The 21,662-nt window shown below is 68.9% G+C and carries 26 protein-coding genes; 20 read left to right on the top strand and 6 right to left on the bottom strand.

Annotated elements, in window-relative coordinates; translation table 11 throughout:
- Window positions 1–42 precede the first annotated feature (42 nt).
- The 20 genes from ACTWQD_RS16920 (at window position 43) to ACTWQD_RS16825 (ending at window position 15,416) form a co-directional block, all read left to right on the top strand.
- Complete coding sequence (locus ACTWQD_RS16920; protein WP_443197293.1) at window positions 43–786, top strand: alpha/beta fold hydrolase; 744 nt, start codon at window positions 43–45, stop codon at window positions 784–786.
- A 23-nt stretch (window positions 787–809) separates the two neighbouring features.
- Complete coding sequence (locus ACTWQD_RS16915; protein ID WP_443197292.1) at window positions 810–1,892, top strand: amidohydrolase family protein; 1,083 nt, start codon at window positions 810–812, stop codon at window positions 1,890–1,892.
- Between the two features lie 101 nt (window positions 1,893–1,993).
- The gene (locus ACTWQD_RS16910) at window positions 1,994–2,869 is read left to right on the top strand and encodes a VOC family protein (RefSeq protein WP_443197291.1); all 876 of its coding nucleotides are present in this window, start codon (window positions 1,994–1,996) and stop codon (window positions 2,867–2,869) included.
- A 173-nt stretch (window positions 2,870–3,042) separates the two neighbouring features.
- On the top strand, window positions 3,043–3,480 hold the full coding sequence (locus ACTWQD_RS16905) for a hypothetical protein (protein WP_443197290.1): 438 nt from the start codon (window positions 3,043–3,045) through the stop codon (window positions 3,478–3,480).
- A gap of 216 nt (window positions 3,481–3,696) precedes the next feature.
- A complete protein-coding gene (gene rpsP / locus ACTWQD_RS16900; RefSeq protein WP_443197289.1) occupies window positions 3,697–4,119 on the top strand; it encodes a 30S ribosomal protein S16 in 423 nt (140 codons plus the stop codon).
- Between the two features lies 1 nt (window position 4,120).
- The gene (locus tag ACTWQD_RS16895) at window positions 4,121–4,363 is read left to right on the top strand and encodes an RNA-binding protein (RefSeq protein ID WP_056426755.1); all 243 of its coding nucleotides are present in this window, start codon (window positions 4,121–4,123) and stop codon (window positions 4,361–4,363) included.
- 140 nt (window positions 4,364–4,503) lie between these two features.
- On the top strand, window positions 4,504–5,073 hold the full coding sequence (rimM, locus tag ACTWQD_RS16890; protein ID WP_443197288.1) for a ribosome maturation factor RimM: 570 nt from the start codon (window positions 4,504–4,506) through the stop codon (window positions 5,071–5,073).
- Complete coding sequence (gene trmD, locus ACTWQD_RS16885; RefSeq protein WP_443197287.1) at window positions 5,074–5,880, top strand: tRNA (guanosine(37)-N1)-methyltransferase TrmD; 807 nt, start codon at window positions 5,074–5,076, stop codon at window positions 5,878–5,880.
- A gap of 229 nt (window positions 5,881–6,109) precedes the next feature.
- Window positions 6,110–6,469, top strand: a complete 360-nt coding sequence (gene rplS, locus ACTWQD_RS16880; RefSeq protein ID WP_443197286.1) for a 50S ribosomal protein L19 — start codon at window positions 6,110–6,112, stop codon at window positions 6,467–6,469.
- A gap of 105 nt (window positions 6,470–6,574) precedes the next feature.
- On the top strand, window positions 6,575–7,255 hold the full coding sequence (gene lepB, locus ACTWQD_RS16875; protein ID WP_443197285.1) for a signal peptidase I: 681 nt from the start codon (window positions 6,575–6,577) through the stop codon (window positions 7,253–7,255).
- Window positions 7,256–8,122, top strand: a complete 867-nt coding sequence (gene lepB, locus ACTWQD_RS16870; protein ID WP_443197284.1) for a signal peptidase I — start codon at window positions 7,256–7,258, stop codon at window positions 8,120–8,122.
- Window positions 8,123–8,133: 11 nt separating this feature from the next.
- Window positions 8,134–8,805 (top strand): ribonuclease HII, encoded by a 672-nt coding sequence (locus ACTWQD_RS16865; RefSeq protein ID WP_443197283.1) that lies wholly within the window; start codon window positions 8,134–8,136, stop codon window positions 8,803–8,805.
- Window positions 8,806–8,849: 44 nt separating this feature from the next.
- On the top strand, window positions 8,850–9,176 hold the full coding sequence (locus ACTWQD_RS16860; RefSeq protein WP_018773443.1) for a DUF2469 domain-containing protein: 327 nt from the start codon (window positions 8,850–8,852) through the stop codon (window positions 9,174–9,176).
- Between the two features lie 5 nt (window positions 9,177–9,181).
- Window positions 9,182–9,562 (top strand): VOC family protein, encoded by a 381-nt coding sequence (locus ACTWQD_RS16855; RefSeq protein ID WP_443197282.1) that lies wholly within the window; start codon window positions 9,182–9,184, stop codon window positions 9,560–9,562.
- A 93-nt stretch (window positions 9,563–9,655) separates the two neighbouring features.
- Window positions 9,656–10,012, top strand: coding sequence for a YraN family protein (locus ACTWQD_RS16850; RefSeq protein WP_443197281.1), 357 nt, complete (start codon window positions 9,656–9,658; stop codon window positions 10,010–10,012).
- Window positions 10,013–11,560, top strand: a complete 1,548-nt coding sequence (locus tag ACTWQD_RS16845; protein WP_443197280.1) for a YifB family Mg chelatase-like AAA ATPase — start codon at window positions 10,013–10,015, stop codon at window positions 11,558–11,560.
- 98 nt (window positions 11,561–11,658) lie between these two features.
- Window positions 11,659–12,849, top strand: coding sequence for a DNA-processing protein DprA (gene dprA, locus ACTWQD_RS16840; protein WP_443197279.1), 1,191 nt, complete (start codon window positions 11,659–11,661; stop codon window positions 12,847–12,849).
- Window positions 12,850–12,948: 99 nt separating this feature from the next.
- Complete coding sequence (locus tag ACTWQD_RS16835; RefSeq protein ID WP_443197278.1) at window positions 12,949–13,875, top strand: tyrosine recombinase XerC; 927 nt, start codon at window positions 12,949–12,951, stop codon at window positions 13,873–13,875.
- Between the two features lie 299 nt (window positions 13,876–14,174).
- The gene (locus ACTWQD_RS16830) at window positions 14,175–14,678 is read left to right on the top strand and encodes a DUF3145 domain-containing protein (protein WP_056426723.1); all 504 of its coding nucleotides are present in this window, start codon (window positions 14,175–14,177) and stop codon (window positions 14,676–14,678) included.
- A gap of 165 nt (window positions 14,679–14,843) precedes the next feature.
- Window positions 14,844–15,416 carry a dihydrofolate reductase family protein gene (locus ACTWQD_RS16825; protein WP_443197277.1) on the top strand — a complete coding sequence of 191 codons (573 nt, stop codon included), beginning with the start codon at window positions 14,844–14,846 and terminating at the stop codon, window positions 15,414–15,416.
- Between the two features lie 76 nt (window positions 15,417–15,492).
- Here the strand turns inward: ACTWQD_RS16825 and fabF are convergent, their stop codons facing one another.
- From fabF to ACTWQD_RS16795, 6 genes are all read right to left on the bottom strand, one after another.
- Window positions 15,493–16,728: a beta-ketoacyl-ACP synthase II gene (gene fabF, locus ACTWQD_RS16820; protein WP_443197276.1), complete on the bottom strand. Its 1,236-nt coding sequence runs from the start codon at window positions 16,726–16,728 to the stop codon at window positions 15,493–15,495.
- 156 nt (window positions 16,729–16,884) lie between these two features.
- Window positions 16,885–17,130, bottom strand: a complete 246-nt coding sequence (locus tag ACTWQD_RS16815) for an acyl carrier protein (RefSeq protein ID WP_018773434.1) — start codon at window positions 17,128–17,130, stop codon at window positions 16,885–16,887.
- 123 nt (window positions 17,131–17,253) lie between these two features.
- Window positions 17,254–18,315 carry a beta-ketoacyl-ACP synthase III gene (locus ACTWQD_RS16810; RefSeq protein WP_443197275.1) on the bottom strand — a complete coding sequence of 354 codons (1,062 nt, stop codon included), beginning with the start codon at window positions 18,313–18,315 and terminating at the stop codon, window positions 17,254–17,256.
- On the bottom strand, window positions 18,312–19,241 hold the full coding sequence (locus ACTWQD_RS16805; RefSeq protein WP_443197274.1) for an ACP S-malonyltransferase: 930 nt from the start codon (window positions 19,239–19,241) through the stop codon (window positions 18,312–18,314). The genes ACTWQD_RS16810 and ACTWQD_RS16805 overlap by 4 nt, the downstream gene beginning before the upstream one ends.
- A gap of 87 nt (window positions 19,242–19,328) precedes the next feature.
- Entirely contained in the window at window positions 19,329–20,573 is a 1,245-nt protein-coding gene (locus ACTWQD_RS16800; RefSeq protein WP_443197273.1) for a PucR family transcriptional regulator, read from the bottom strand.
- Between the two features lie 241 nt (window positions 20,574–20,814).
- Window positions 20,815–21,662 (bottom strand): transketolase-like TK C-terminal-containing protein (locus ACTWQD_RS16795; protein WP_443197272.1); only part of this gene is annotated, 848 nt, incomplete at its 5' end.

The following is a 21,662-nucleotide window of genomic DNA, read 5'->3' as shown; positions in this document are numbered from 1 at the left end:
GTCGCCGGCCCCGTTGCGGGGCCGGTGCCATAGGGTTAGACCATGTTCAAGCAGCGCGTAGTTTTCGTCCACGGGGCGGGCAGCTTCGGCGCTGCGGCGTGGCCGAAACAGCACGGCATGGCGCTGAACTATGACGCCCTGTTCCTGCGCCGCCACGGCTTCGACCCGGTGGCCGAGCCGCTGGAAACCGACTTCGCTGCCGACGCGGCCATCGTCCTGGGCGCCCTCGCCGACGACGGCCGCGGCGCCGCCGGCGGGCACGTCGTGGCGCATTCCCAGGGGGCCATCGCGGCGATGATGGCCGCCGTCCAGCGTCCCGACCTGGTGCAGTCACTGACGCTGGTGGAACCGGCTTGCCTTTCCCTCACCGCCGAGCTGCCGGCCACCGCCGCGCACCGCGCCCTTATGCAGCCCCTCTTCGACGTCCGGCACCACCTGAGCGACGAGGACTTCCACCGCGAATTCGTCCGACGCGTATTCGCGGCCCACACGCCCACGCAGGCGGGCCTGGGCGCTCCCGAGGACCAGCGGGAGGCGCGCCGGCTGCGGCTGCAGGCCCCGGCCTGGGATGCCCCGCTGCAGATCGTGCCGGGCGTTCCCACGCTGGTGCTGACCGGAGGCTGGGAACCGCTCTACGAGGAAATTGCGGGCTACCTGCGGGAGACCGGGGCCCTGCACCGCACCGCGGCCGGCGGGCACCGGCCGCACGATTCCGTGGAAGGTGACCGGATGATCCGGACGTTCATCGCCGACGTCGGACGCCAGGAGCACGCCCGCGCCTCCTGAGCCAGGCACCTTAGGCTTAACCCATGACCCGCATCATCGAGTTCAGCGGCACCGTCCTCACCGGACCCGGCACGGAACACCACGGCCTGTGGTCCGTCGACGGTCGCTTGACGTTCCGCCGTCCCGCCGCCGCCCCGGACCTCATCCTCGACGGGTGGGTCATCCCCGGGCTGGTGGACGCGCACTGCCACATCGGGCTCGGCCCCGGCGGGGACGTCCCGGAACGGCTGGCTGAAGAACAGGCCGCCACCGACCGCGACGCCGGAACCCTGCTGGTCCGCGACGCCGGCGCCGTCCACGACACCCGCTGGATCGCCCAGCGCGCCGACCTGCCGCGCCTCATCCGTTCCGGCCGGCACATCGCGCGGACCCGCCGCTACCTGCGGGGGTTCGCCGTCGAGGTGGAGCCCGGGGACCTGGTGGAGGCCGTGCGCAAGCAGGCCCGCGCCGGGGACGGCTGGGTCAAGCTCGTGGGGGACTGGATCGACCGCGACGCCGGCGACCTTGCCGCGAGTTTCCCGGCCCGGATGCTGAAGGACGCCGTCCAGGCCGCGCACGACGAGGGCGCCCGGGTCACGGCCCACTGCTTCGCCGAAGACACCCTCGATGACATGCTCGACGCCGGGATCGACTGCATCGAGCACGCCACCGGCCTGCTTCCCCGCCACCTGCCGCGGTTCGTGGAACAAGGTGTGCCGATCGTCCCGACCCTGATCAACATCGCCACGTTCCCCGACATCGCCGCCCAGGCCGAGGTGAAGTTCCCCCGCTACGCGGCGCATATGCGCCGGCTCTGGGAGCGCCGGGCGGAACGCGTCCGGGAAGCCTTCGACGCCGGTGTCACCATATACGCGGGGACGGACGCGGGCAGCGTCATCAGCCACGGACGCATCGTCGACGAACTTGAAGCGCTGCACGCCGCCGGGCTCCCGGCCGCCGCAGCGCTCGACGCCGGCTCCTGGGCCGCGCGGAACTGGCTGGGGGCGGACGGCATCACCGAAGGCGCCAGCGCCGACGTCCTGGTCTGCGCCGGCGACCCGCGCAGGAACCTGGCCACCCTCCACGACCTCAAAAACATCGTGTTGCGCGGGGAACCTGTCCGCTAGAAACGTGCCCGCTCCATTAGGAATAAATTGAAGCTTCAAGTAATTTATATCTATGAAGGGTCATCGAGGGACGGTGGCCGCCGGAGCATCGGAGCCATGACATGACCGCAGAAACCAGCACCCAGGATCTTCTTCCCGCCGACCTCACCATGGGCACTGTGATGCTCAAGGTCGGCGACATGAAGCTCATGACTGACTACTACCAGCGCGCCCTGGGCCTCGAGATTGTGGCCGAGCAGGACGGCGGGCTCTACCTCGGGCGCAAGCAGAAGCCGCTGGTCCACCTGGCCCCGGCCCCCGGGCTGAACCTCCCTTCGCGCGGCGAAGCTGGCCTCTTCCACACCGCCCTGCTGTTTGAGGACCAGTCCTCCCTCGCGGCCACGGTCGCGTCCGCCGCGCAGTTCGAGCCGCAGTCCTTCACCGGCAGCGCCGACCACCTCGTCAGCGAGGCCTTCTACTTCAACGACCCCGAAGGCAACGGGATCGAGCTGTACTGGGACCGGCCCCGCGACGCCTGGTCCTGGGACGGCAAGAACGTCGTCATGGACAGCCTCGCCCTGCCGCCGCAGCGCTACCTTGAGCAGCACCTCACCGAAGCCTCGTTGGCGGGCCAGCGCGAGACCGATGCCGACGTCGGGCACGTCCACCTGCAGGTGGGCGACGTCCAGTCCGCCCATGACTTCTACGTCGGCACCCTCGGGTTCGAAAAGACCGCTGGCTGGCACGGCCAGGCGCTGTTCGTCTCCGCCGGCGGCTACCACCACCACATGGCCATGAACGTCTGGAACAGCCGGGGCGCCGGCCCCCGCCGCGACACCCTGGGCCTCGGCGAGGTGCTGATCGAAGTGCCGTCCGGGGACGACGTCGGATCCCTCGCCGAGCGCCTCAAGACCGCCGGTGTCCAGTCCCACCACACCGGGGCGGAACTGCGCTTCGAGGATCCGTGGCGCAACCGGATCCGCGTCGCCGTCCGCTGAGCCCCACCCCGGCGGACATGCCCCCTCGCCGCCGCGGCCACCGGACATAGCGGCAGTATGTCCAGTGGCCACGGCCGGGGGAGCGCATGCCCCTTGCGGCTGGCGGAACGGATAGGCTGGAAACGACGCCGAAAAACAGCGGACCAGCGCCGCCGAACGTAAGGACTTGTTCCATGGGATTCACCGAAGTCTTTGTCGCCACCCACGATGAAGCCCTCAAGCGCGCCGCCGCCCTCGACGGCGGGGCGGCAGCCGCTGCCGGGGCCGTCCGGATCGCGGACATCACCGACTTCGAAGTCGAGCGCCTGGGTGACCTGGCCGGTGCCGCGGTGCACGCCGCCGGCGCCGATTACGAACTCGCCATGGTGGACGTCGCCAGTGACTCCCTGCTCGGCGTGCCGGCGGCGATGGTCCGGGCCCTGGCCGAGCTCCTCAGCTACGAGACCGAGGGGGAGGGCAACGTCCTGGATGAGGTGGCCGAGAGCTGGGCCGCCGAGGAGGACATGCCCTTCGGTGCCGAGCAGGCCGCACGCATCGTCCGGCAGCTCGCCGAACTGGCTGCCGGCGTCGACCCGGCCAGCAAATCCGGGCTTTACGTCTGGACCTCCTGACCAGCGCGCGGCCTCCGGCAGGCCGCGGAATGGGCCGGTTGCGGGTGTCAAGTCGAAATCCCGCCGCTGATCTGGCACAATGAACAGGTACTTGATCTGCGTGGCCCCTCTCTCCGCGTCCGGATCTTGTCCTTTTAGAACCCCCTAGTATGGCCCGCCCCACGGGTGCAGAACGCCGGGCTCGACCCCGTTTCAGAAACAGGAGTGACCACAAAAGTGGCCGTAAAGATTCGCCTTAAGCGCTTCGGCAAGATGCGCGCACCGTACTACCGCATCGTCGTCATGGACGCACGCTCCAAGCGTGACGGCCGTGCCATTGAAGAGATCGGCAAGTACCACCCGACCGAAGAGCCCTCGTACATCGAGGTCGACTCGGACCGTGCACAGTACTGGCTCGGCGTCGGCGCACAGCCGTCCGAGCAGGTTGCTGCGATCCTCAAGATCACCGGTGACTGGCAGAAGTTCAAGGGTCTCCCGGGCCAGGAGGGAACCCTGAAGACCAAGGCCGCCAAGGCTGAGTTCGTTGCCCCGGAAAAGGGTTCCGTGATCATCCCGGAAGCCATCACCAAGAAGGCCAAGAAGGACGACGCAGCCGAGGCCCCCGCCGACGCCGAAGCAGAGACCACCGAGGCTGAGTAAATTGCTGGCAGAAGCGCTCGAACACCTGGTCCGCGGGATTGTTGACAGCCCCGAGGACGTCAAGGTCAGTGCCAAGAACAACCGCCGCGGGGACACCCTCGAAGTGCGCGTTCACCAGGACGACCTCGGACGGGTGATCGGACGCCAGGGCCGCACCGCACGCGCTTTGCGCACTGTGGTGGCAGCACTGGCCGACGGCGAGCCGGTCAGGGTCGACGTCGTCGACACCGACCGCCGCCGGTAGCGCGACCAGCAGTACTTGTCTTTAGTCCGGCCCCTCCACCAGCTTATGGTGGAGGGGCCGGACTGTTTTGCGCAGTAAACGCACCGACAAAACGCACCATCACAATTAACGGCGTCAAGAACATTCGAACAGAGGAACAGATGCAGCTCCAGGTGGCACGAATCGGCAAACCCCACGGCATCCGCGGCGAAGTGACCGTCCAGGTGCTGACGGATGCGCCCGGAGACCGTTTCGTCCCCGGGACGCAGTTCATTGTGGAGCCGGCATCCTCCGGGCCGCTCACCGTGTTCAGTGCCCGCTGGAACAAGGACATCCTGCTGCTGGCGTTCGACGAGGTGGAGACCCGCAACGACGCCGAGGCCCTCCGCGGCGCCAAGCTGTTCATCGAAACCGAAGACATCGGCGCCGACGACGACGATGAGGGCTGGTACGAGCACGAGCTCGAGGGCCTGGACGTCCACGTGGGCGGCAGCGTGGTGGGCAAGGTCACCGGACTGCACACCATGCCGGTCCAGGACCTGCTGGTGGTCACCACGAACGACGGCCAGGAGGTCCTGGTCCCGTTCGTCGAGCAGATCGTGCCCGAGGTCAACGTGGGCGAAAAGTACGTGGTGGTCGCTCCGCCCCCCGGGCTGTTCGAAGTGAACGCCGAGGACGCGGCCAAGCCCGGCAGCGCCGGGGGTCCCGCCGACGCCGGAGAGCACGCCTAAATGCGGATCGACGTCGTCAGCATCTTCCCCGAGTACCTGGCCCCGCTGGAGCTGTCCCTGATCGGCAAGGCGCGCCAGGACGGACTGCTGGAGCTGAACGTCCACGACCTCCGGGACTTCACCACGGACCGGCACCGCACCGTGGATGACACCCCCTACGGCGGCGGCGCCGGCATGGTCATGAAACCCGAGCCCTGGGCCCAGGCGCTCTCGGCCGTGGCCGGGCCCGGGACCGACGCGGCGAAGCCGGTCCTGATCGTCCCGTCACCGGCGGGGGAGCGGTTCACCCAGGCCACGGCCCACGAACTGGCCGGGGAGGACCGCCTGGTGTTCGCCTGCGGACGCTACGAAGGCATTGACGAGCGCGTCCTGGAATGGGCCGCCGAGCACTTCACCGTGCGGCCCATGAGCCTGGGCGATTACGTCCTGAACGGCGGCGAAGTGGCCGTGCTGGCCATGGTGGAGGCCATCGGCCGCCTGCTGCCCGGCGTCGTCGGCAATCCCGAATCCCTGGTCGAGGAATCCCACTCGGACGGTCTGCTGGAATACCCCGTCTACACCAAGCCTTCCAGCTGGCGCGACCGGAACGTCCCGGCGGTGCTGCTCAGCGGCAACCACGGAAAGATCGCCCAGTGGCGCCGGCACGAGCAGTACCGGCGTACCGCTGAACGCCGCCCTGACCTGCTGGAAGGGTTCGACGCCGGCGCGCTGCCCCGCGCGGACCGCACCGCCTTCGCGGACCTGGGGTACGACGTCGTCGACGGCCGCCTGGCGCGCCGCCCGGCCGACGGCGGAGAATCCGCCTGAGCAGATTGGCTGGAAAGCCCCGGGTGTGGCAAAATTAGTCCTTGTGCCTGCTGGGTTGCGAACCTGCCACAGGGGGAGCGCCACCAACAGCACGGCACCCCGGCCCCGTCTATTCCTGACGGAGCCGGATCGACAACTTTTCGGCGGGAATTTCGGGACGCATCCGCGTCCGGGCTTGGCCGCCGTGACCCAACGTGAAGGACCTGTGGCGTTCACCAGGAGTGGATTAATGCATATCCTCGATTCCGTAGATGCAGCCTCGCTGCGCACCGATGTTCCCGAATTCCGTGCAGGTGACACCCTCAAGGTGCACGTGAACATCATCGAAGGCAAGAACTCCCGCGTCCAGGTCTTCCAGGGCTTCGTCCTGGGCCGCCAGGGCGACGGCGTCCGCGAAACCTTCACCGTCCGCAAGGTCTCCTTCGGCGTCGGCGTGGAGCGTACCTTCCCGGTGCACTCCCCGATCATCGACAAGATCGAGCTCGTCTCCAAGGGTGACGTGCGCCGCGCCAAGCTTTACTACATGCGCAACCTGCGTGGTAAGGCCGCGAAGATCAAGGAAAAGCGCGACTTCCAGACCGCCAAGTAAGTCTTTCCAGGCTTCCTTCGCGGGTCCGCGAACCGTGTCCGGCCAGCGCCGGAGCTTCCGCAACAGCGCTGTTCACTTCAGAAAAGCGTTATGAGGATACGGATCATGGAACACACAAAACGCCAGCCCAGGAGACTCGGCTGGCGTTTTGTGTTGCTGGCCGTTTTCCTGGCGGTCCTCATCAGCGGCCTGGTCCGCTCGCTCTGGCTCGACGTCTACTACATCCCCTCCGCCTCGATGGAACCGATGTTCCAGGAGGGGGACAGGATCCTCGTCTCCCGGACGGACTTCCAGTCTGAACCGGTGGGCCGCGGCGACATTGTGGTCTTCGACGGCCGCGGCTCCTTCGCCCCGCTGGGCAGCGGCGCGGCCCCCGCACTGGACTTCCTGGCCGATGCCGGCCACTGGCTTGGCCTGTCCGGCGGCGACAGCACCTACATCAAACGCGTGATCGGCGTCGCGGGCGACCATGTGGTCTGTTGCGATGCCGGCGGCAGGCTCACAGTCAACGGCCAGCCGGTCGAGGAGCCGTACCTCTATGCGGGAGACGCCCCGAGCCAGCTGAAGTTCAGCGTGATGGTGCCCGAGGGCAGGCTCTGGCTGATGGGGGACCACCGCTCGCAGTCCGCCGACTCCCGCAGCCTTCTGGGCGCGCCGGGCGGAGGCATGGTGCCGCTGGAACGGGTCATCGGACGGCCCGTACAGATCATCTGGCCGCTTGATAGATTTACAGCAATAACCCGGCCCCCCGAAGCCACCCCATCAACAGCGACGAACGGACAGTAAATGCCCGAGACCGGACCCCGGACTCCTGATCCGCGGGGGCAGGAGGAGCCCCGGGTGACCTCCTCCGAGGTCCCCGCCCCGGCACAGCCCGTGGACGACGGCGGGCACCCCGTGGACGACGGCGGGCACCCCGCCGGCCCCGCCCATGCCGGTGCCTCGAAGCATTCGCGCCGGGCGAAATCCCGGGAGCACCGCAGCCCGATGTTCCTCTGGGCCAAGGAAGTGGCCACCGTGGTGCTCGTCGCCATCGTGCTGTCCTTTCTGATCAAGACGTTCTTTTTCCGCGCCTTCTACATCCCGTCCGAATCCATGGTCAACACCCTGGACGTCAATGACAGGATCTTCGTCAACCTGCTCGTCCCGGAGCCGTTCGCCCTGGAGCGCGGCGACGTCGTGGTGTTCCGCGACACCCAGGACTGGCTGGTCCCCGTCGCGGAGAAGGACGCCGGGCCCTTCGCCTGGGTGCAAGGCGGGCTGACGTTCATCGGACTCCTGCCGGACAACTCGGAGCAGCACCTGGTCAAGCGCGTCATCGGACTGCCGGGTGACCACGTGGTCTGCTGCGACGCCGGCGGACGGATCACTATCAACGGCACCCCGCTCGACGAGCCGTACATCAATCCCGCCGAGGTGCCCCAGGCCCGCGATTTCGACGTTGTGGTCCCGGCCGGGAAGGTGTGGGTCATGGGCGACAACCGCAACCATTCCGCCGATTCCCGCGCCCACATGGACAGCAACGGCGGATTCGTCGACATCGAGGACATCGAGGGCAAGGCCGCCGTCATTGCCTGGCCGCTGAACCGCGTCACCGCGCTCGACAACTACTCCGAGGTCTTTGGCGGCGTGCCGGCCCCGGCCGGAAAGTAACGGCGGCCGCCATGTCCGAAGCCCCCACCCTCGACTACGAGCGCCGTTTCCGCAGCTCCGGCGCCCGGCTCCTCGCCGGCATCGACGAGGTGGGCCGCGGTGCCCTCGCCGGGCCGGTCAGCGTGGGCATCGCCGTCGTGGACCTGCACCGGCAGAAACTGCTGGCCGACGTGCGGGACAGCAAACTGCTCAAGGTGGCTGACCGCGAACGGCTGGTGCCCCTGGTCCGCAGCTGGAGTGTGGCCTCCGCCGTCGGGCACGCTTCGGCGAACGAGATCGACGCCCTGGGCATCGTCGCGGCCCTCCGGCTCGCCGGCACGCGCGCCTGGCTCGCCGTCCTGGCCTCCGGGGTGCGGCCCGACGTCGTCCTCCTGGACGGGAGCCACAACTGGCTGTCCCCGGAGTCCCAGCCCTCCCTGTTCGACGACGGACCGGCGGAGCCGGGCTGCGACGCTCCGGTGCACACGCTGGTCAAAGCGGACATGCAGTGCCTGAGTGTCGCCGCGGCGTCCATCCTGGCGAAGGTGGAGCGCGACGGCATGATGCGCGACCTGCACCGGGAGTACCCGGCCTTCGGCTGGGACGTGAACAAGGGCTACGGCACCGCCGTCCACAAGGAAGCCCTCCGCGCGGCCGGGCCCACGCCGTACCACCGGGTGAGCTGGCAGCTGCTCGCAGACTGAGGCGCCTGGCGCGCGGGCGCCGCGGGATGGTGCAAGATGGAACCATGAGTGCCGAGGACCTTGAAAACTATGAAACCGACATGGAGCTGCAGCTCTACCGCGAATACCGCGACGTCGTCGGGCTGTTCAGCTACGTGGTCGAGACCGAGCGGCGTTTTTACCTGGCCAACCATGTCGACCTGCAGGCCCGCAGCGCCGACGGTGAGGTCTACTTCGATCTGACCCTGCAGGACGCCTGGGTCTGGGACGTCTACCGTTCCGCCCGCTTCGTCAAGAGCGTCCGGGTCATCACCTTCAAGGACGTCAACGTGGAAGAGCTGCCGCGCAGCGAGGAGCTCGCCCTGCCCAAGGTCGAGGACCTGGGGAACTGAGCCGCATGCCCAGCCGGATCTCGTCCATCGCCATCGACGCCGCACAGCCGCGCGTTATCGCCGACTTCTGGTGCCGCGTCCTCGACTGGCGCGTCATTGACGAGGAGGACGGTGTCATCAGCATCGGGCCGGCGGACGGCTCGTGGCCCACCATCGACGTGATAGCCGTGCCGGAGAAGAAATCCGTCAAGAACCGGCTGCACCTTGACCTCCGCGCTGACGGCTCCTCGACCGCCGAGGAGCTTGAGCGGCTCCTGGATCTGGGCGCGCGGCGCACGGACGTTGGCCAGGGGCCCGAAGCAACCTGGGTTGTGCTCAGCGATCCCGAAGGCAACGAGTTCTGCCTGCTCTCACGCACCGTCCAGGAAGCCCGCACCGAAGCCTAAGCGGTCCGGGTCCCGCCGGGTATGACAGGCGAGTTACCCACATAGCCTGATCGATGCCTGTGCTGTTCCGGTGTTCCGGAACAGGCTTGTTCCATGAGAGCAAAGGACGTGCTGGGCCGGCGCGGGGAGGAACTCGCGGCCGGCTACCTCGAGGCCCAGGGCATGCGGATCGTGGACCGCAACTGGCGGTGCCCCGAGGGCGAGATCGACATTGTGGCGCTTGACGGCGATGCGCTGGTGATCGCCGAGGTCAAGACCCGCAGGTCCCTCGCCTACGGGCACCCCTTCGAAGCCGTCGGCGTCGACAAACTCGCCCGGCTGCACCGGCTGGCCTCCGCCTGGTGCCGTGACCATGAACTCCGTATGCCGCTGCGCCGGGTCGATGTGGTCGCGGTGCTCGACGACGGCAGCGGCGTGCCGTCCGTGGAACACCTCAAGGGGGTGGGGTGAGTGGCACTCGGCCGGACCTACTCGGTGGCCCTCGTCGGGCTGAACGGCTACATCGTCGAAGTCGAGGCCGACATCGGACAAACACTCCCGGCATTTGTGATCCTGGGTCTGCCGGACGCGTCCCTCAATGAGGCCAAGGAGCGGATCCGCTCCGCCGCGCAGAACTCCGGCATCCCCCTCAGCCGCCGCAAGATCACGGCCAACCTCATCCCGGCGTCGCTGCCTAAACGCGGTTCCGGCTTTGACCTGGCCATTGCCATGGCCGCCCTCCTCGCCTCCCGTGATGTCCGCTCCACGGGCCGCACGGTGTTCATCGCCGAACTGGGTCTGGACGGCAGGCTGCGGCCGGTCCGCGGGGTCCTGCCCGCCGTGATGGCCGCCGTGCGGGCCGGGTACGCCGACGTCGTTGTGGCGCAGGCAAACGCCGCCGAGGCGAAACTGGTGCCGGGCGCCCGTGTGCAGGGCTACTCCACGCTTGCCCGGCTGGCGTTCGACTTTGGCGCTGATCCGCAGGACCTGGCCCTCGACTTCGACCCCGAACCGGATCAGGAGGAACCGGAGACCGGCGGCGGTCCGGTGTCGTTCGTGCCGCCGGACATGCGGGACGTCTCCGGGCAGGGGGAGGCCCGGAAGGCGCTGGAAGTGGCCGCCGCCGGGGCCCACCACCTGCTGCTCACGGGGCCGCCGGGCGCCGGCAAGACTATGCTGGCTGAGCGGCTTCCCGGGCTCCTGCCGGACCTTGGTGACGCCGAGGCCATGGAAGTGACCGCCATCCATTCCCTGTGCTCGCTGACCTCGGCTTCCCTGGACCTTGTCCGCAGGCCGCCGTACGAGAGCCCGCACCACACAGCCACGCCGGCGGCCATCATCGGCGGGGGCTCCGGGCTGCCCCGGCCGGGGGCAGCCTCGCGGGCCCACCGCGGGGTGCTGTTCCTCGATGAGGCGCCCGAATATGAACGCCGCGTCCTGGACGCGCTGCGGCAGCCGCTGGAGAGCGGGGAACTGGTGCTTCACCGCTCTGCAGGAACGGCGGCGTACCCGGCGCGCTTCCAGCTGGTTCTTGCGGCCAATCCCTGTCCCTGCGGCAAGGCCGCGGGCAAAGGGGTCGACTGCATCTGCACGCCCACCATGCGGCGGCGCTACCTGGCCCGCATGTCCGGGCCGCTCCTGGACCGGGTCGACATCCAGCTGCAGGTGGAGCGCGTCTCGCTGGCGGACTTCGGCCAGCCCGTGGCCGAGGAGGACACCGCCACCATCGCGGCCCGCGTCGAGGCAGCCCGGAAGCGCCAGCTGGAGCGTCTCCTGCCCTTCGGGATGGAGACCAATGCCCAGGTCCCGGGGCGTGTGCTCCGGGGTGCCCTCCGGCTGGGTGCCTCTACTACCCAGATCCTGGACCATGCCCTGGAGCGCGGGGTGCTGACGGCACGCGGCTACGACCGTGTTCTGCGCCTGGCATGGACCCTGGCGGATCTGTCCCTCCGCGAGGTGCCGGAGGCCGATGACATCGGGGTGGCCCTCAACCTGCGGCAGGCAGCTGTCGCGGCCTAGCCCGTTTGTTACCCAGCCCGTTTGTTGCCCAGCCCGTTTGCCCGGTTCCGCCGCGCGGCGGTACCGCCACTGATGCCAGAGCGTGAAAGGACCCCCCCATGACAGAGAGCGATCGGACGGCGCGGGCAGCGCTGTCACGGCTGTTTGAGCCGCAGGACGCCGCGGGACTCGCACTCGTGCGCGCCGCCGGTGCGGAGGACGCCCTACGGATAGCCACCGGGCAGCTGGCCGCCGGTGCGGAGCTGGAGCGCGAAATGTTCGGGCTGCTGGACGAAAACGGCACGGGCGCCGGGTGGACGGGGTTGGGGGCTGCACGGCAGCGCTGGGCGCCCAGGATCCCGGATCTGGCGCCGGCACGGGATCTCGCTACGATGCAGCGGCTGGGCGGGCGCCTGATCATTCCCACTGACGACCTCTGGCCTGGTCAGCTGGCTGATCTTGGCCTGCAGGAGCCTATCTGCCTCTGGTGGCGCGGCATCGAGCAGGAACTGCCGCCGGCCCCCAAGTCCATTGCCCTGGTCGGTTCCCGGGACAGCACCTCCTACGGCGGGTCGGTGACGGGTGACCTGGCGTACTCACTGGCCCAGCGGGGGTTCACCATCGTCTCCGGCGGCGCGTACGGGATCGACGCGCACGCCCACCGGGCCGCCCTTGCCGGAGCCCCGCCCGGCGGGATCCCCACCATCGCCGTGATGGCCGGGGGAGTGGACCGCTTCTACCCGTCGGGCAACGAGGACCTGCTCCGGGCCGTCGCCAACCAGGGCGCGGTCCTCGCTGAGGTGCCGCCGGGGTCCGCCCCGACGCGCTACCGGTTCCTGCAGCGGAACAGGCTGATAGCCGCGCTCTCGGCGGTTACGGTGGTGGTGGAGGCCCGGTGGAGATCCGGCGCGCTGAACACGGCGCACCATGCCGAGACGCTGGGCCGGGCGGTTGGCGCGGTCCCGGGGTCGGTGCACAGCGCCAACTCCGCTGGTTGCCACCGGCTGCTCCGCGAAGGGGGCGCTGTCTGCGTCACCGATGCGGGCGAGATTGCCGAACTCGCGGGGCCCAGCGGCGAATCTCTGCCCGATGACAAATCCGGACCCGCGGCGGTCCAGGACGGGCTGACGCTGGAGGACCTCATCCTGCTCGACGCCCTGCCTCTGCGGACCGCCACCTCGGTCGAAAAACTCACCGTCGTGGCGGGGCTCAGCGCGGACTCGGTCCGGGCGGGCCTGGGCCGGCTCGGGTTGCTGGGGCTGGCCGAGTCGCGCGCCGGCGGCTGGAAACGCTCCGGGAAGCCCGGCTGAGCGGTGCCCGGTTCCCGGAGGAGGCGCCGTGGCAGCAGCAGACCCGCGGCGCGCCGCCCGGCTCCTTGACCGCCGGACGAATCCTGCGAAAGTAAGGGGGTGCCCACACAGCAGATCCCGGCCCCGCTGGCCGCCGCCGCCGCAGCCTTCGGCCGCTACTTGGAGGCGGAGCGGGGCCGCTCGGCCCACACGGTACGCGCTTACCTCTCCGACGTCGGAAGCCTCCTGGAGTATGCCGTCTCCGAAGGGGTGGAGGACCTGCCGGACCTGGAACTGGGGACCCTGCGGCGGTGGCTAGGTGCGCAAAGCGAAGGCGGGATGTCCCGTGCCACGCTGGCACGCCGCTCCGCGACTGCCAGGGCCTTCACAGCCTGGGCGGTCCGCGAGGAACTGATCGCCGCGGATCCGGCGCTGCGGCTGAAGGCGCCCAAGCGGGAGAAGTCCTTGCCCGGCGTTCTGCACCAGCAGCAGGTCCTCCGCCTCGTCGAAGGCACCGAAACTGCTGCCGCCGAGGGCGGGCCCCTGCCGCTGCGGAACCGCGCCATGGTGGAGCTGCTGTACGCCACGGGCATCCGGGTCGGCGAGCTGGCCGGCCTCGACGTGGACGACTTCGATCCTGACCGCAGGACCCTGCGCGTGGTCGGCAAAGGCAACAAGGAACGTACGGTGCCCTACGGACTGCCCGCAGCGATCGCCGTCGACGACTGGCTGCGCCGGGGCAGGCCCGCCCTCGCCACGGAAACTTCCGGCCCGGCGCTGTTCCTCGGCGCCCGCGGCAAACGGGTGGACCAGCGGCAGGTCCGCAGTGTGGTCCGCGATCTGCTGCTCGCGCTGGGGGACACCGCCGCGACCGGGCCGCACGCCCTCCGGCACTCGGCCGCGACGCACCTGCTCGACGGCGGGGCCGACCTCCGTGCAGTGCAGGAAATCCTGGGCCACAGCAGCCTTGCCACCACGCAGATCTATACGCACGTCTCCGTGGAGCGGCTCCGGCAGAGCTACCAGCAGGCCCACCCGAGGGCCTGACCCCTCCGCCCGGCGGCGTGCCGGCCCCCGCGGACCGCCCATATAAGACACAGCGCGGCGTGCCGGGAAAGACGCGCCGAATTTCACTGGCGTAATAACAAGGCGTACGGCAGAATAAGACTCACGCCCGGCCACCTTCGAGTGTCGATTGAAGCTCTTGAGCATCAGCCCCACCGAGATACCGGGCACTAATTTAATAGTCTGGCAAGGACCACCCGATCATGGCGGACCCGCGCAACAGACAGACATCCAGGCAAGAGGTCGTTGGGGAAGACGTACCTACAGCTATGGAGGATGGAATGTCTGTTGCACTGACCCGCGGTGTCTTGTTCGTTCACTCGGCCCCGACCGCCCTGTGCCCCCACGTTGAGTGGGCCATAGGTTCTGTCGTGGACAAGCGGACGGACCTTGAGTGGACCGCTCAGCCAGCAGCGCCCGGAATGTTCCGGGCCGAGCTGTCGTGGACCGGAAACCCGGGCACGGGGGCTCAATTGGCGTCCGCGCTCCGAGGCTGGGCGCACCTGCGCTACGAGGTCACGGAAGAACCAAGCCAGGGGGTTGACGGCGGCCGCTGGTCCCACACGCCTGAGCTCGGCATTTTCCACGCCGTCACCGATGTGCACGGCAACATCATGGTTTCCGAGGACCGCATCCGCTACGCCTACGAGTCCGGCGCGGGCGACCCGTCGGCGGTCTACCACGAGCTGTCCCTGGCCCTCGGCGAGGCCTGGGACGAGGAACTCGAACCGTTCCGCCACGCGGCCGAGGGCGCTCCCGTACGCTGGCTGCACCAGGTGGGCTGAGGCTCCGGCCCGCGGGGGCTTCCAGACAATCACTCCATAGCAATCCACAACGACAGCCGGCGGCACCGTTCCCAGGAACCGTGCCGCCGGCTGTCGTTGTCGCAGGCGGCGCCGCGGGTAACGTAGTCTCGTTCCACCGCTTCCTCAGCCATGAACGGAGAGAACATGCGCGAGCTCGTGTACTACGTCGCCGTCAGCCTGGACGGCTTTATCGCGGCACCGGACCACACCTTCGATGCCTTTCCCGTCACCGGTGACCACATGGACACCATCGTGCGGGACTATACGGACGCCCTTCCGGCGCCTGCGCTGGCTGCCCTGGGGCTCACGGCCCCGCTGACCCGCTTCGACACCGTCCTGATGGGCTGGAACACCTATGCGGTGGGGCTGGCTCAGGGCCTCGACAACCCTTATCCCCACCTGCGGCAGTATGTGTTTTCCCGGACGCGGACCGCCGCCCCGGCCGCGGTCACCACCAGCGCGGAGGACCCGGCCGCCGTCGTCAGGGAACTGAAGGCCGGGCCGGACGGTGCGGACATCTGGTTGTGCGGCGGAGGGCAGCTGGCGTCCGCCCTGGCCGGTGAGATCGACCGGCTGGTCCTGAAGGTCAATCCCGTGACGTTCGGTGCGGGGATCCCGCTCTTCGCCGGCCACGGCTACACGCCCCGGAACGCGGAGCTGACCGCCAGCGAACGGTTCGGATCCGGCGTCGTTATCAATGACTACCGCCTGAACTAGCACCGAAAAGACAGATGGCGGCAATGTTCCCGAAGAACATTGCCGCCATCTGCCTGCCCGGCGCGCTGCGGTGGGGCTAGATGCTGCGCACCGCGATCACGGCGTTGTGGCCGCCGAAGCCGAAGGAGTTGCTCAGCGCGGCGATGCTGCCGGACGGCAGGTCGCGGGCCGTGGTGACGACGTCGAGCGGGATCTCCGGATCCTGGTTCTCGAGGTTGATGGTCACCGGGGCCTTGCGGTCGTAGATGGCCATCACGGTCAGCACGGCTTCCACCGCGCCGGAGGCGCCCAGCAAATGCCCCATCTGGGACTTGGTGGCGGAGACCGCCACGCTGTCCACCTGCTTGCCCAGGGCGGCCTTGAGCGCCGCGTACTCGGGCTTGTCGCCGACCGGGGTGGAGGTGGCGTGCGCGTTGACGTGCACCACGTCTTCCGGCTGGATCCGGCCGTCGAACATGGCGGCCTTCAGCGCGCGGGTGGCGCCGAGGCCCTCCGGGTCCGGGGCGGTGATGTGGTAAGCGTCGGCCGTCACCGAGGTCCCGGCCAGCTCGGCGTAGATGCGGGCGCCGCGGGCCAGCGCGTGTTCCTCGGCTTCCAGCACCAGCGCGCCGGCGCCCTCGCCCATGACGAAGCCGTCGCGGTCACGGTCGTAGGGCCGGGAGGCGTGCTCGGGATCGTCGTTGCGGCGCGAGAGCGCCTGCATGGAGGCAAAGGCGGCGATCGGCATCGGGTGGATGGCAGCTTCGGCCCCGCCGCAGACGACGACGTCTGCCTTGCCGGAACGGATCAGGTCCAGGCCCATGTGCACGGCTTCGGTGCCGGAGGCGCAGGCGGAGACCGGGGTGTGGGCTCCGGCGCGGGCGCCCAGGTCGAGGCTCACGGCCGCGGCCGGGCCGTTGGGCATCAGCATCGGCACGGTCATCGGCAGGACCCGGCGGGGGCCCTTTTCGCGCAGGGTGTCCCAGGCGTCCAGGAGCGTCCAGACGCCGCCGATGCCGGTGGCGTAGGCCACGGCCAGCCGGTCGTGGTCGACATCGGTGATGCCGGCGTCGGCCCACGCTTCGCGGGAGGCGACGACGGCGAACTGGGTGGAGGGGTCCATGCGCTTGGCTTCGACCCGGCTCAGGACCTCGGTCGCGGGGGTTGAAGCGCGTGCGGCAAAATGGACGGGCAGTTCGTACTTGGCCACCCAGTCGTCTTCAAGCGTGTGCGCGCCGGAGACGCCCTTCAGCGCGTTCTTCCACATCGTGGGGACATCGCCGCCGATGGGCGTGGTGGCACCCAGACCGGTAATGACTACTTTGCGTGCCATGGGATCACTCTCTGTCGGTGCGCCGGCCGTGACGGAAACCCGGGAAAGGGGTGCGTCGGCCTGCGGTGAAAAAACTCTGGGGTGGTGCAGGGGAAGGTACTGCAAGGGCTCGGTCCGGGGGAGCAGTTGCGCCCCCGGACCGGCCCGGGGCCCGAATTAGGCCTGTGCGTTTGCGATGAAGCTGACGGCGTCGCCGACGGTCTTGAGGTTCTTGACCTCTTCGTCCGGGATGCGCACGCCGAACTTCTCTTCAGCGTTGACGACGATCGTCATCATCGAGATGGAGTCGATGTCCAGGTCCTCGGTGAAGGACTTGTCCATTTCGACAGCCTCGGTGGCCAGGCCGGTCTCTTCGTTGACGATTTCAGCCAGGCCGGCCAGGATCTCTTCGTTGCTAGCCATTGGTGGCTCCTTTTCTTGTTGGTGCCGTGGGCTGCCGGTATGCCGGAAACTTCGGGCGGTAAATGACTCAAACCGAGGGTTCGGCTTGCTCTGGGATTTGAAGACGTGGAGAGGCGGGGACGCCTACGGAAGCACAATCACCTGCGCGCCGAAGACCAGCCCGGCGCCGAAGCCGATCTGCAGTGCGAGCCCGCCGCTGAGCTGCGGGTTTTCCTGCAGCAGGCGGTGGGTGGCGAGGGGGATGGAGGCAGCGGAGGTGTTCCCGGCGTCGGCGATGTCCCGCGCAATGACCACGGTCTCCGGAAGCTTCAGCTGCTTGGCCATCTCGTCGATGATCCGCATGTTGGCCTGGTGCGGGATGAAGGCTGCAAGGTCGTCAGCGGAGATGCCGGCGGCGTCCAGGGCCTGCTGGGCAACCTTGGCCATTTCCCAGACCGCCCAGCGGAAGACCGTCTGCCCGTCCTGGCGGAGGGTCGGCCAGACGGCGGCGTCGGTGACGGCGGCCTCGCCGGCGCTGAGTGCAGCCCCCTGCTTGCCCGCCGCGGCGTGCTCGCGGAGGTCCAGCATGGAGTTGGTCATGCCGATCGCGTCCCACTTGCTGCCGTCCGAGCCCCACACCGACGGGCCGATCCCCGGGGTGTCGGACGGGCCGATCACCACGGCGCCTGCGCCGTCGCCGAGGAGGAAGGAGATGGTGCGTTCGGTGTTGTCGATGACGTCGGAGAGCTTTTCGGCGCCGACCACGAGGACGTAGTCGGCCGTGCCGGAGCGGACCAGCGCGTCGGCCTGGGCAATGCCGTAGCAGTACCCGGCGCAGGCTGCGGAGATGTCGAAGGCCGGGGCGGGCGTGGCGCCGAGGCGATCTGCGAGGCTCGCCGCGGCGGACGGCGTCGCGTAGGGGTGGGTGACGGTGGAGACGATGACGGCGCCGAGCTGGGAAGCCTCGATGCCGGCCTTCTGCAGGGCCTCGCGGGCTGCGCCCTCGGCCATGTCGATCACGCTGACGTCGGCGGGGGCACGGTGCCGGGTGATGATGCCCGTGCGTTGGCGGATCCATTCGTCGGAGGAGTCGATCCATTGGCAGACGTCGTCGTTGGTGACGATGACGTCGGGCCGGTACGCACCGACACCCATCACGCGGGTGTGCTCGTGCAGGGGCGCCTGCTTCAGGGCGGGAACGCTCATGCCTGTCCTTCCAGTTCTGCGAATAGGGCCAGGGCGGCGGACAGGTCGTCCGGGGTCTTGACGGTGACGGTCTTGACGCCGGGCATGCCGCGTTTGGCGAGTCCGGCGAGGGTGCCGGCCGGGGCCAGCTCGATCACGCCGGTCACGCCGCGGCGCACCAGCGTTTCCATGCACAGGTCCCATCGGACCGGGCGGGACACCTGGGCAATCAGGCTTTCGACGGCGGCGCCACCATCGGTGACTTCCGCGCCGTCGTAGTTGGAAAGCAGGGGGACCTGCGGGTTGCGCGGGTGCAGCGTGGGCTTCAGGGCCTGCAGCGCCGCGACGGCGGGGGACATGTGCGAGGTGTGGAACGCGCCGGCGACCTTCAGTGGAATGACGCGGGCCTTGGCCGGCGGGTTGTCCGCGAGGGACGCCAGCTGCTCCAGGGTTCCTGCTGCGACGGTCTGCCCGGCACCGTTGACGTTGGCTGCCGTGGCGCCGCTGGCCTCAATCGCCGCCAGGACCCCGGCCGGGTCGCCGCCCACCACGGCGCTCATGCCGGTGGGGGTGGCGGCTGCGGCAGCCGCCATGCTGTTCGCACGCTCGCGGACGAACGTCATGGCTTCGGTTTCGGTCAGGACGCCGGCTAGGGCCGACGCCGTGATTTCGCCGACGGAGTGGCCGGCGAGGATCACCGGCAGGGTGCCGAGTTCGACGTCGAACAGGGACTTCGCGGCCACCAGCCCGGCGGCGACGATCAGGGGCTGCGCAACAGCGGTGTCCTTGATGGTCTCCTCGTCGGAGGTGGTGCCGTGGGCGGCGAGGTCGATACCTGCGATTTCGCTGAGGGAGGCCAGGTGGCCTGCGACGGGCGGTAGTTCCAGCCAGGGGGCCAGAAAACCGGGGGTCTGGGAGCCCTGTCCAGGGCAGACGATTGCAAGCACGTATCCAGCTTTCCAAATTGCGGCGTGATTTATGGTGCATTCATGCACCAAGCTCATCGGGTCACTTTGTAGGAAGTCTACAACCGATCAGGAGCTGTTCCGGGAAGGCTGGCGTTCCGTGGCGGGCTTGGGCGGGGCCGCCAGCCGGCCCACCACCAGGGCTGTCTGGAGCACAAAGGCCTCCCGCGGAAGGAGCGGATCCCACCCGGTGACGTCGCAGACGCGCTTGAGCCGGTACCGCACGGTGTTGGCGTGGACGAAAAGTTCACGCGCCGTTGCCTCCAGCGAATGGCCCAGTTCAAGGTACGTGCCCAGGGTCTCCACCAGGCCGTTGGACGCGGCCAGCAGGGGCCGGTAGATGTTCTTCACGAGGGAGCGGCGCGCGGCGTCGTCCCCCGAGATCACGCGTTCGGGCAGGAGGTCATCGGCGGCCACCGGGCGCGGCGCGGACGGCCAGGCGCGGGCGGCGGTGAGCCCGGCGAACGCGGACTGGGCGGAGCCGCTGGCCTCGAGTAGGGAACCCGCTTCGGCGCCGTACACCACCGGACCGGGAGCGAAAAGCTCGGCCAGTTTCAGGTAGGCCGTCTCGCGGTCGTGCACGCCGCCGAGGATAAGGATGAGCCGGTCGCCCTGGATCCCCACCAGCGCGTCCTCGGCGAAACGCCCCGCTGTGCGGCGCAGTTCGCTGACGTAGCTGGCGCTCGGTTCGGACGGGGAGTTGCCCACCATCACGGTGAAGCGCTCCTGCGCCTTCCAGCCCAGCGCCGCGATCCGGGACCGCAGGGCGTCGGTGTTTTCGCCGCGCAGGATCGCGTCGACAATCAGGGCTTCCAGCCGGGTGTCCCATGATCCGCGGGATTCGGCGGCGCGGGCGTAGACGTCCGCGGCGGCGAACGCCACCTCGCGGGAGTACCGCAGCACCGCCTCGCGGAGAGCGCCCTGGTCCGCTTCCGGTGCAATCACGGGAACCTGGTCCTCGACGACTTCCACGACGATCCGGATCAGCTGGAGGGCCTTCTGCAGGCTGATGGAGCGGGTCAGCTCGGTCGGGGCGGTGCCAAAGACGTCGGACAGGATCCACGACGGTGAGCTGGGCCGCTCGTACCAGGTGACGAACGCGGCGATGCCGTTCTGGGCCACCATGCCCAGGGCCGAGCGTTCGTCGGAGTTCAGCCGGCTGTACCAGGGCAGGGATTTCTCCAGCTGGCGCAGCGTTGTGGTGGACAGCTGGCCCACGCTGGCCCGCAGTTTCTTGAGGGTCTCCACCTTCTCCGGAGGCATCGCCCTTGAGGCGGGCTTGCGTTTTGCAGGAGTGGTGATCGGCTCGGCCATGCATCGAGCATACGGGGATGGCCGGGCAAGCTCCATTTGTGCAAAGGCTACAACGCGCTTTGTGTTTAATCACAGTGCCGGGTCGGCCGGACCGCACCGGGTCACACTGCGGCTGGCGTCCCCGGGTGCTGGGTGCCGGGTCCGGCGTCCCGGGTGCCGGGTGCAGCGTGCCGGGGGTTAAACGCACGACGGCGGCCCCGCCTTCCGGTGGGAGCCGCCGTCGAGTGCTGCCGGGCTGGACTTAGGAGTCGCCGCCCGCGTTGCCGGTGGTGCCGGCGTTGACGTTGTGCAGCCGGTACTTCTCGATCGCCTGGGCCGGAGCCTGGGCATCCACCTCGCCGCGGCGGGCCAGCATCTGCAGCGAACGGACAACCACGGAGTGGACATCGTTCTTGAAGAAGCGGCGGGCAGCGGCGCGGGTGTCGGAGAACCCGAACCCGTCCGCGCCGAGCGAGGCGAACTCGTTCGGCAGGAACTGGCGGATCTGGTCCGGCACGGCCTTCATGTAGTCCGTGACGGCCACGATCGGGCCGGTGGCGCCGGCCAGCTGTTCGGTGACGAACGGGACGCGGGCGGGCTGGCCGGGGTTGAGGAAGGCTTCCTCCTCGGCGGCCATGGCGTCGCGGCGCAGTTCGCTCCAGGACGTCACGGACCAGACGTCTGCGGAGACGCCCCAGTCCTCGGCGAGGACGCGCTGGGCTTCGAGGGCCCAGGGGACGGAGACACCGGAGGCCAGGATCTGCGTGCGCGGGCCGTCGATCTTGGCCGGAGCCAGCAGGTAAATGCCCTTGATGATGCCTTCGACGTCGATTTCCGCCGGTGCAGCCGGCTGGGAGATCGGCTCGTTGTAGACCGTGATGTAGTACATCACGTTCCGCGACGGATCATTGTCGGCCGGGCCCGGACCATACATGCGGTTGAGGCCGTCGCGCATAATGACGCCGATCTCGTAGCCGTAGGCCGGGTCGTAGGTGACGACGGCGGGGTTGGTGGCGGCCAGGATGGGGGAGTGGCCGTCGGCGTGCTGCAGGCCTTCACCGGTGAGGGTGGTGCGGCCGGCGGTGGCGCCGATGATGAACCCGCGGGTCA

The organism is Pseudarthrobacter sp. 1C304 (genome assembly GCF_052245515.1).
GTDB lineage: Bacteria > Actinomycetota > Actinomycetes > Actinomycetales > Micrococcaceae > Arthrobacter.
This window is presented reverse-complemented; position numbering and strand designations above follow the sequence as displayed.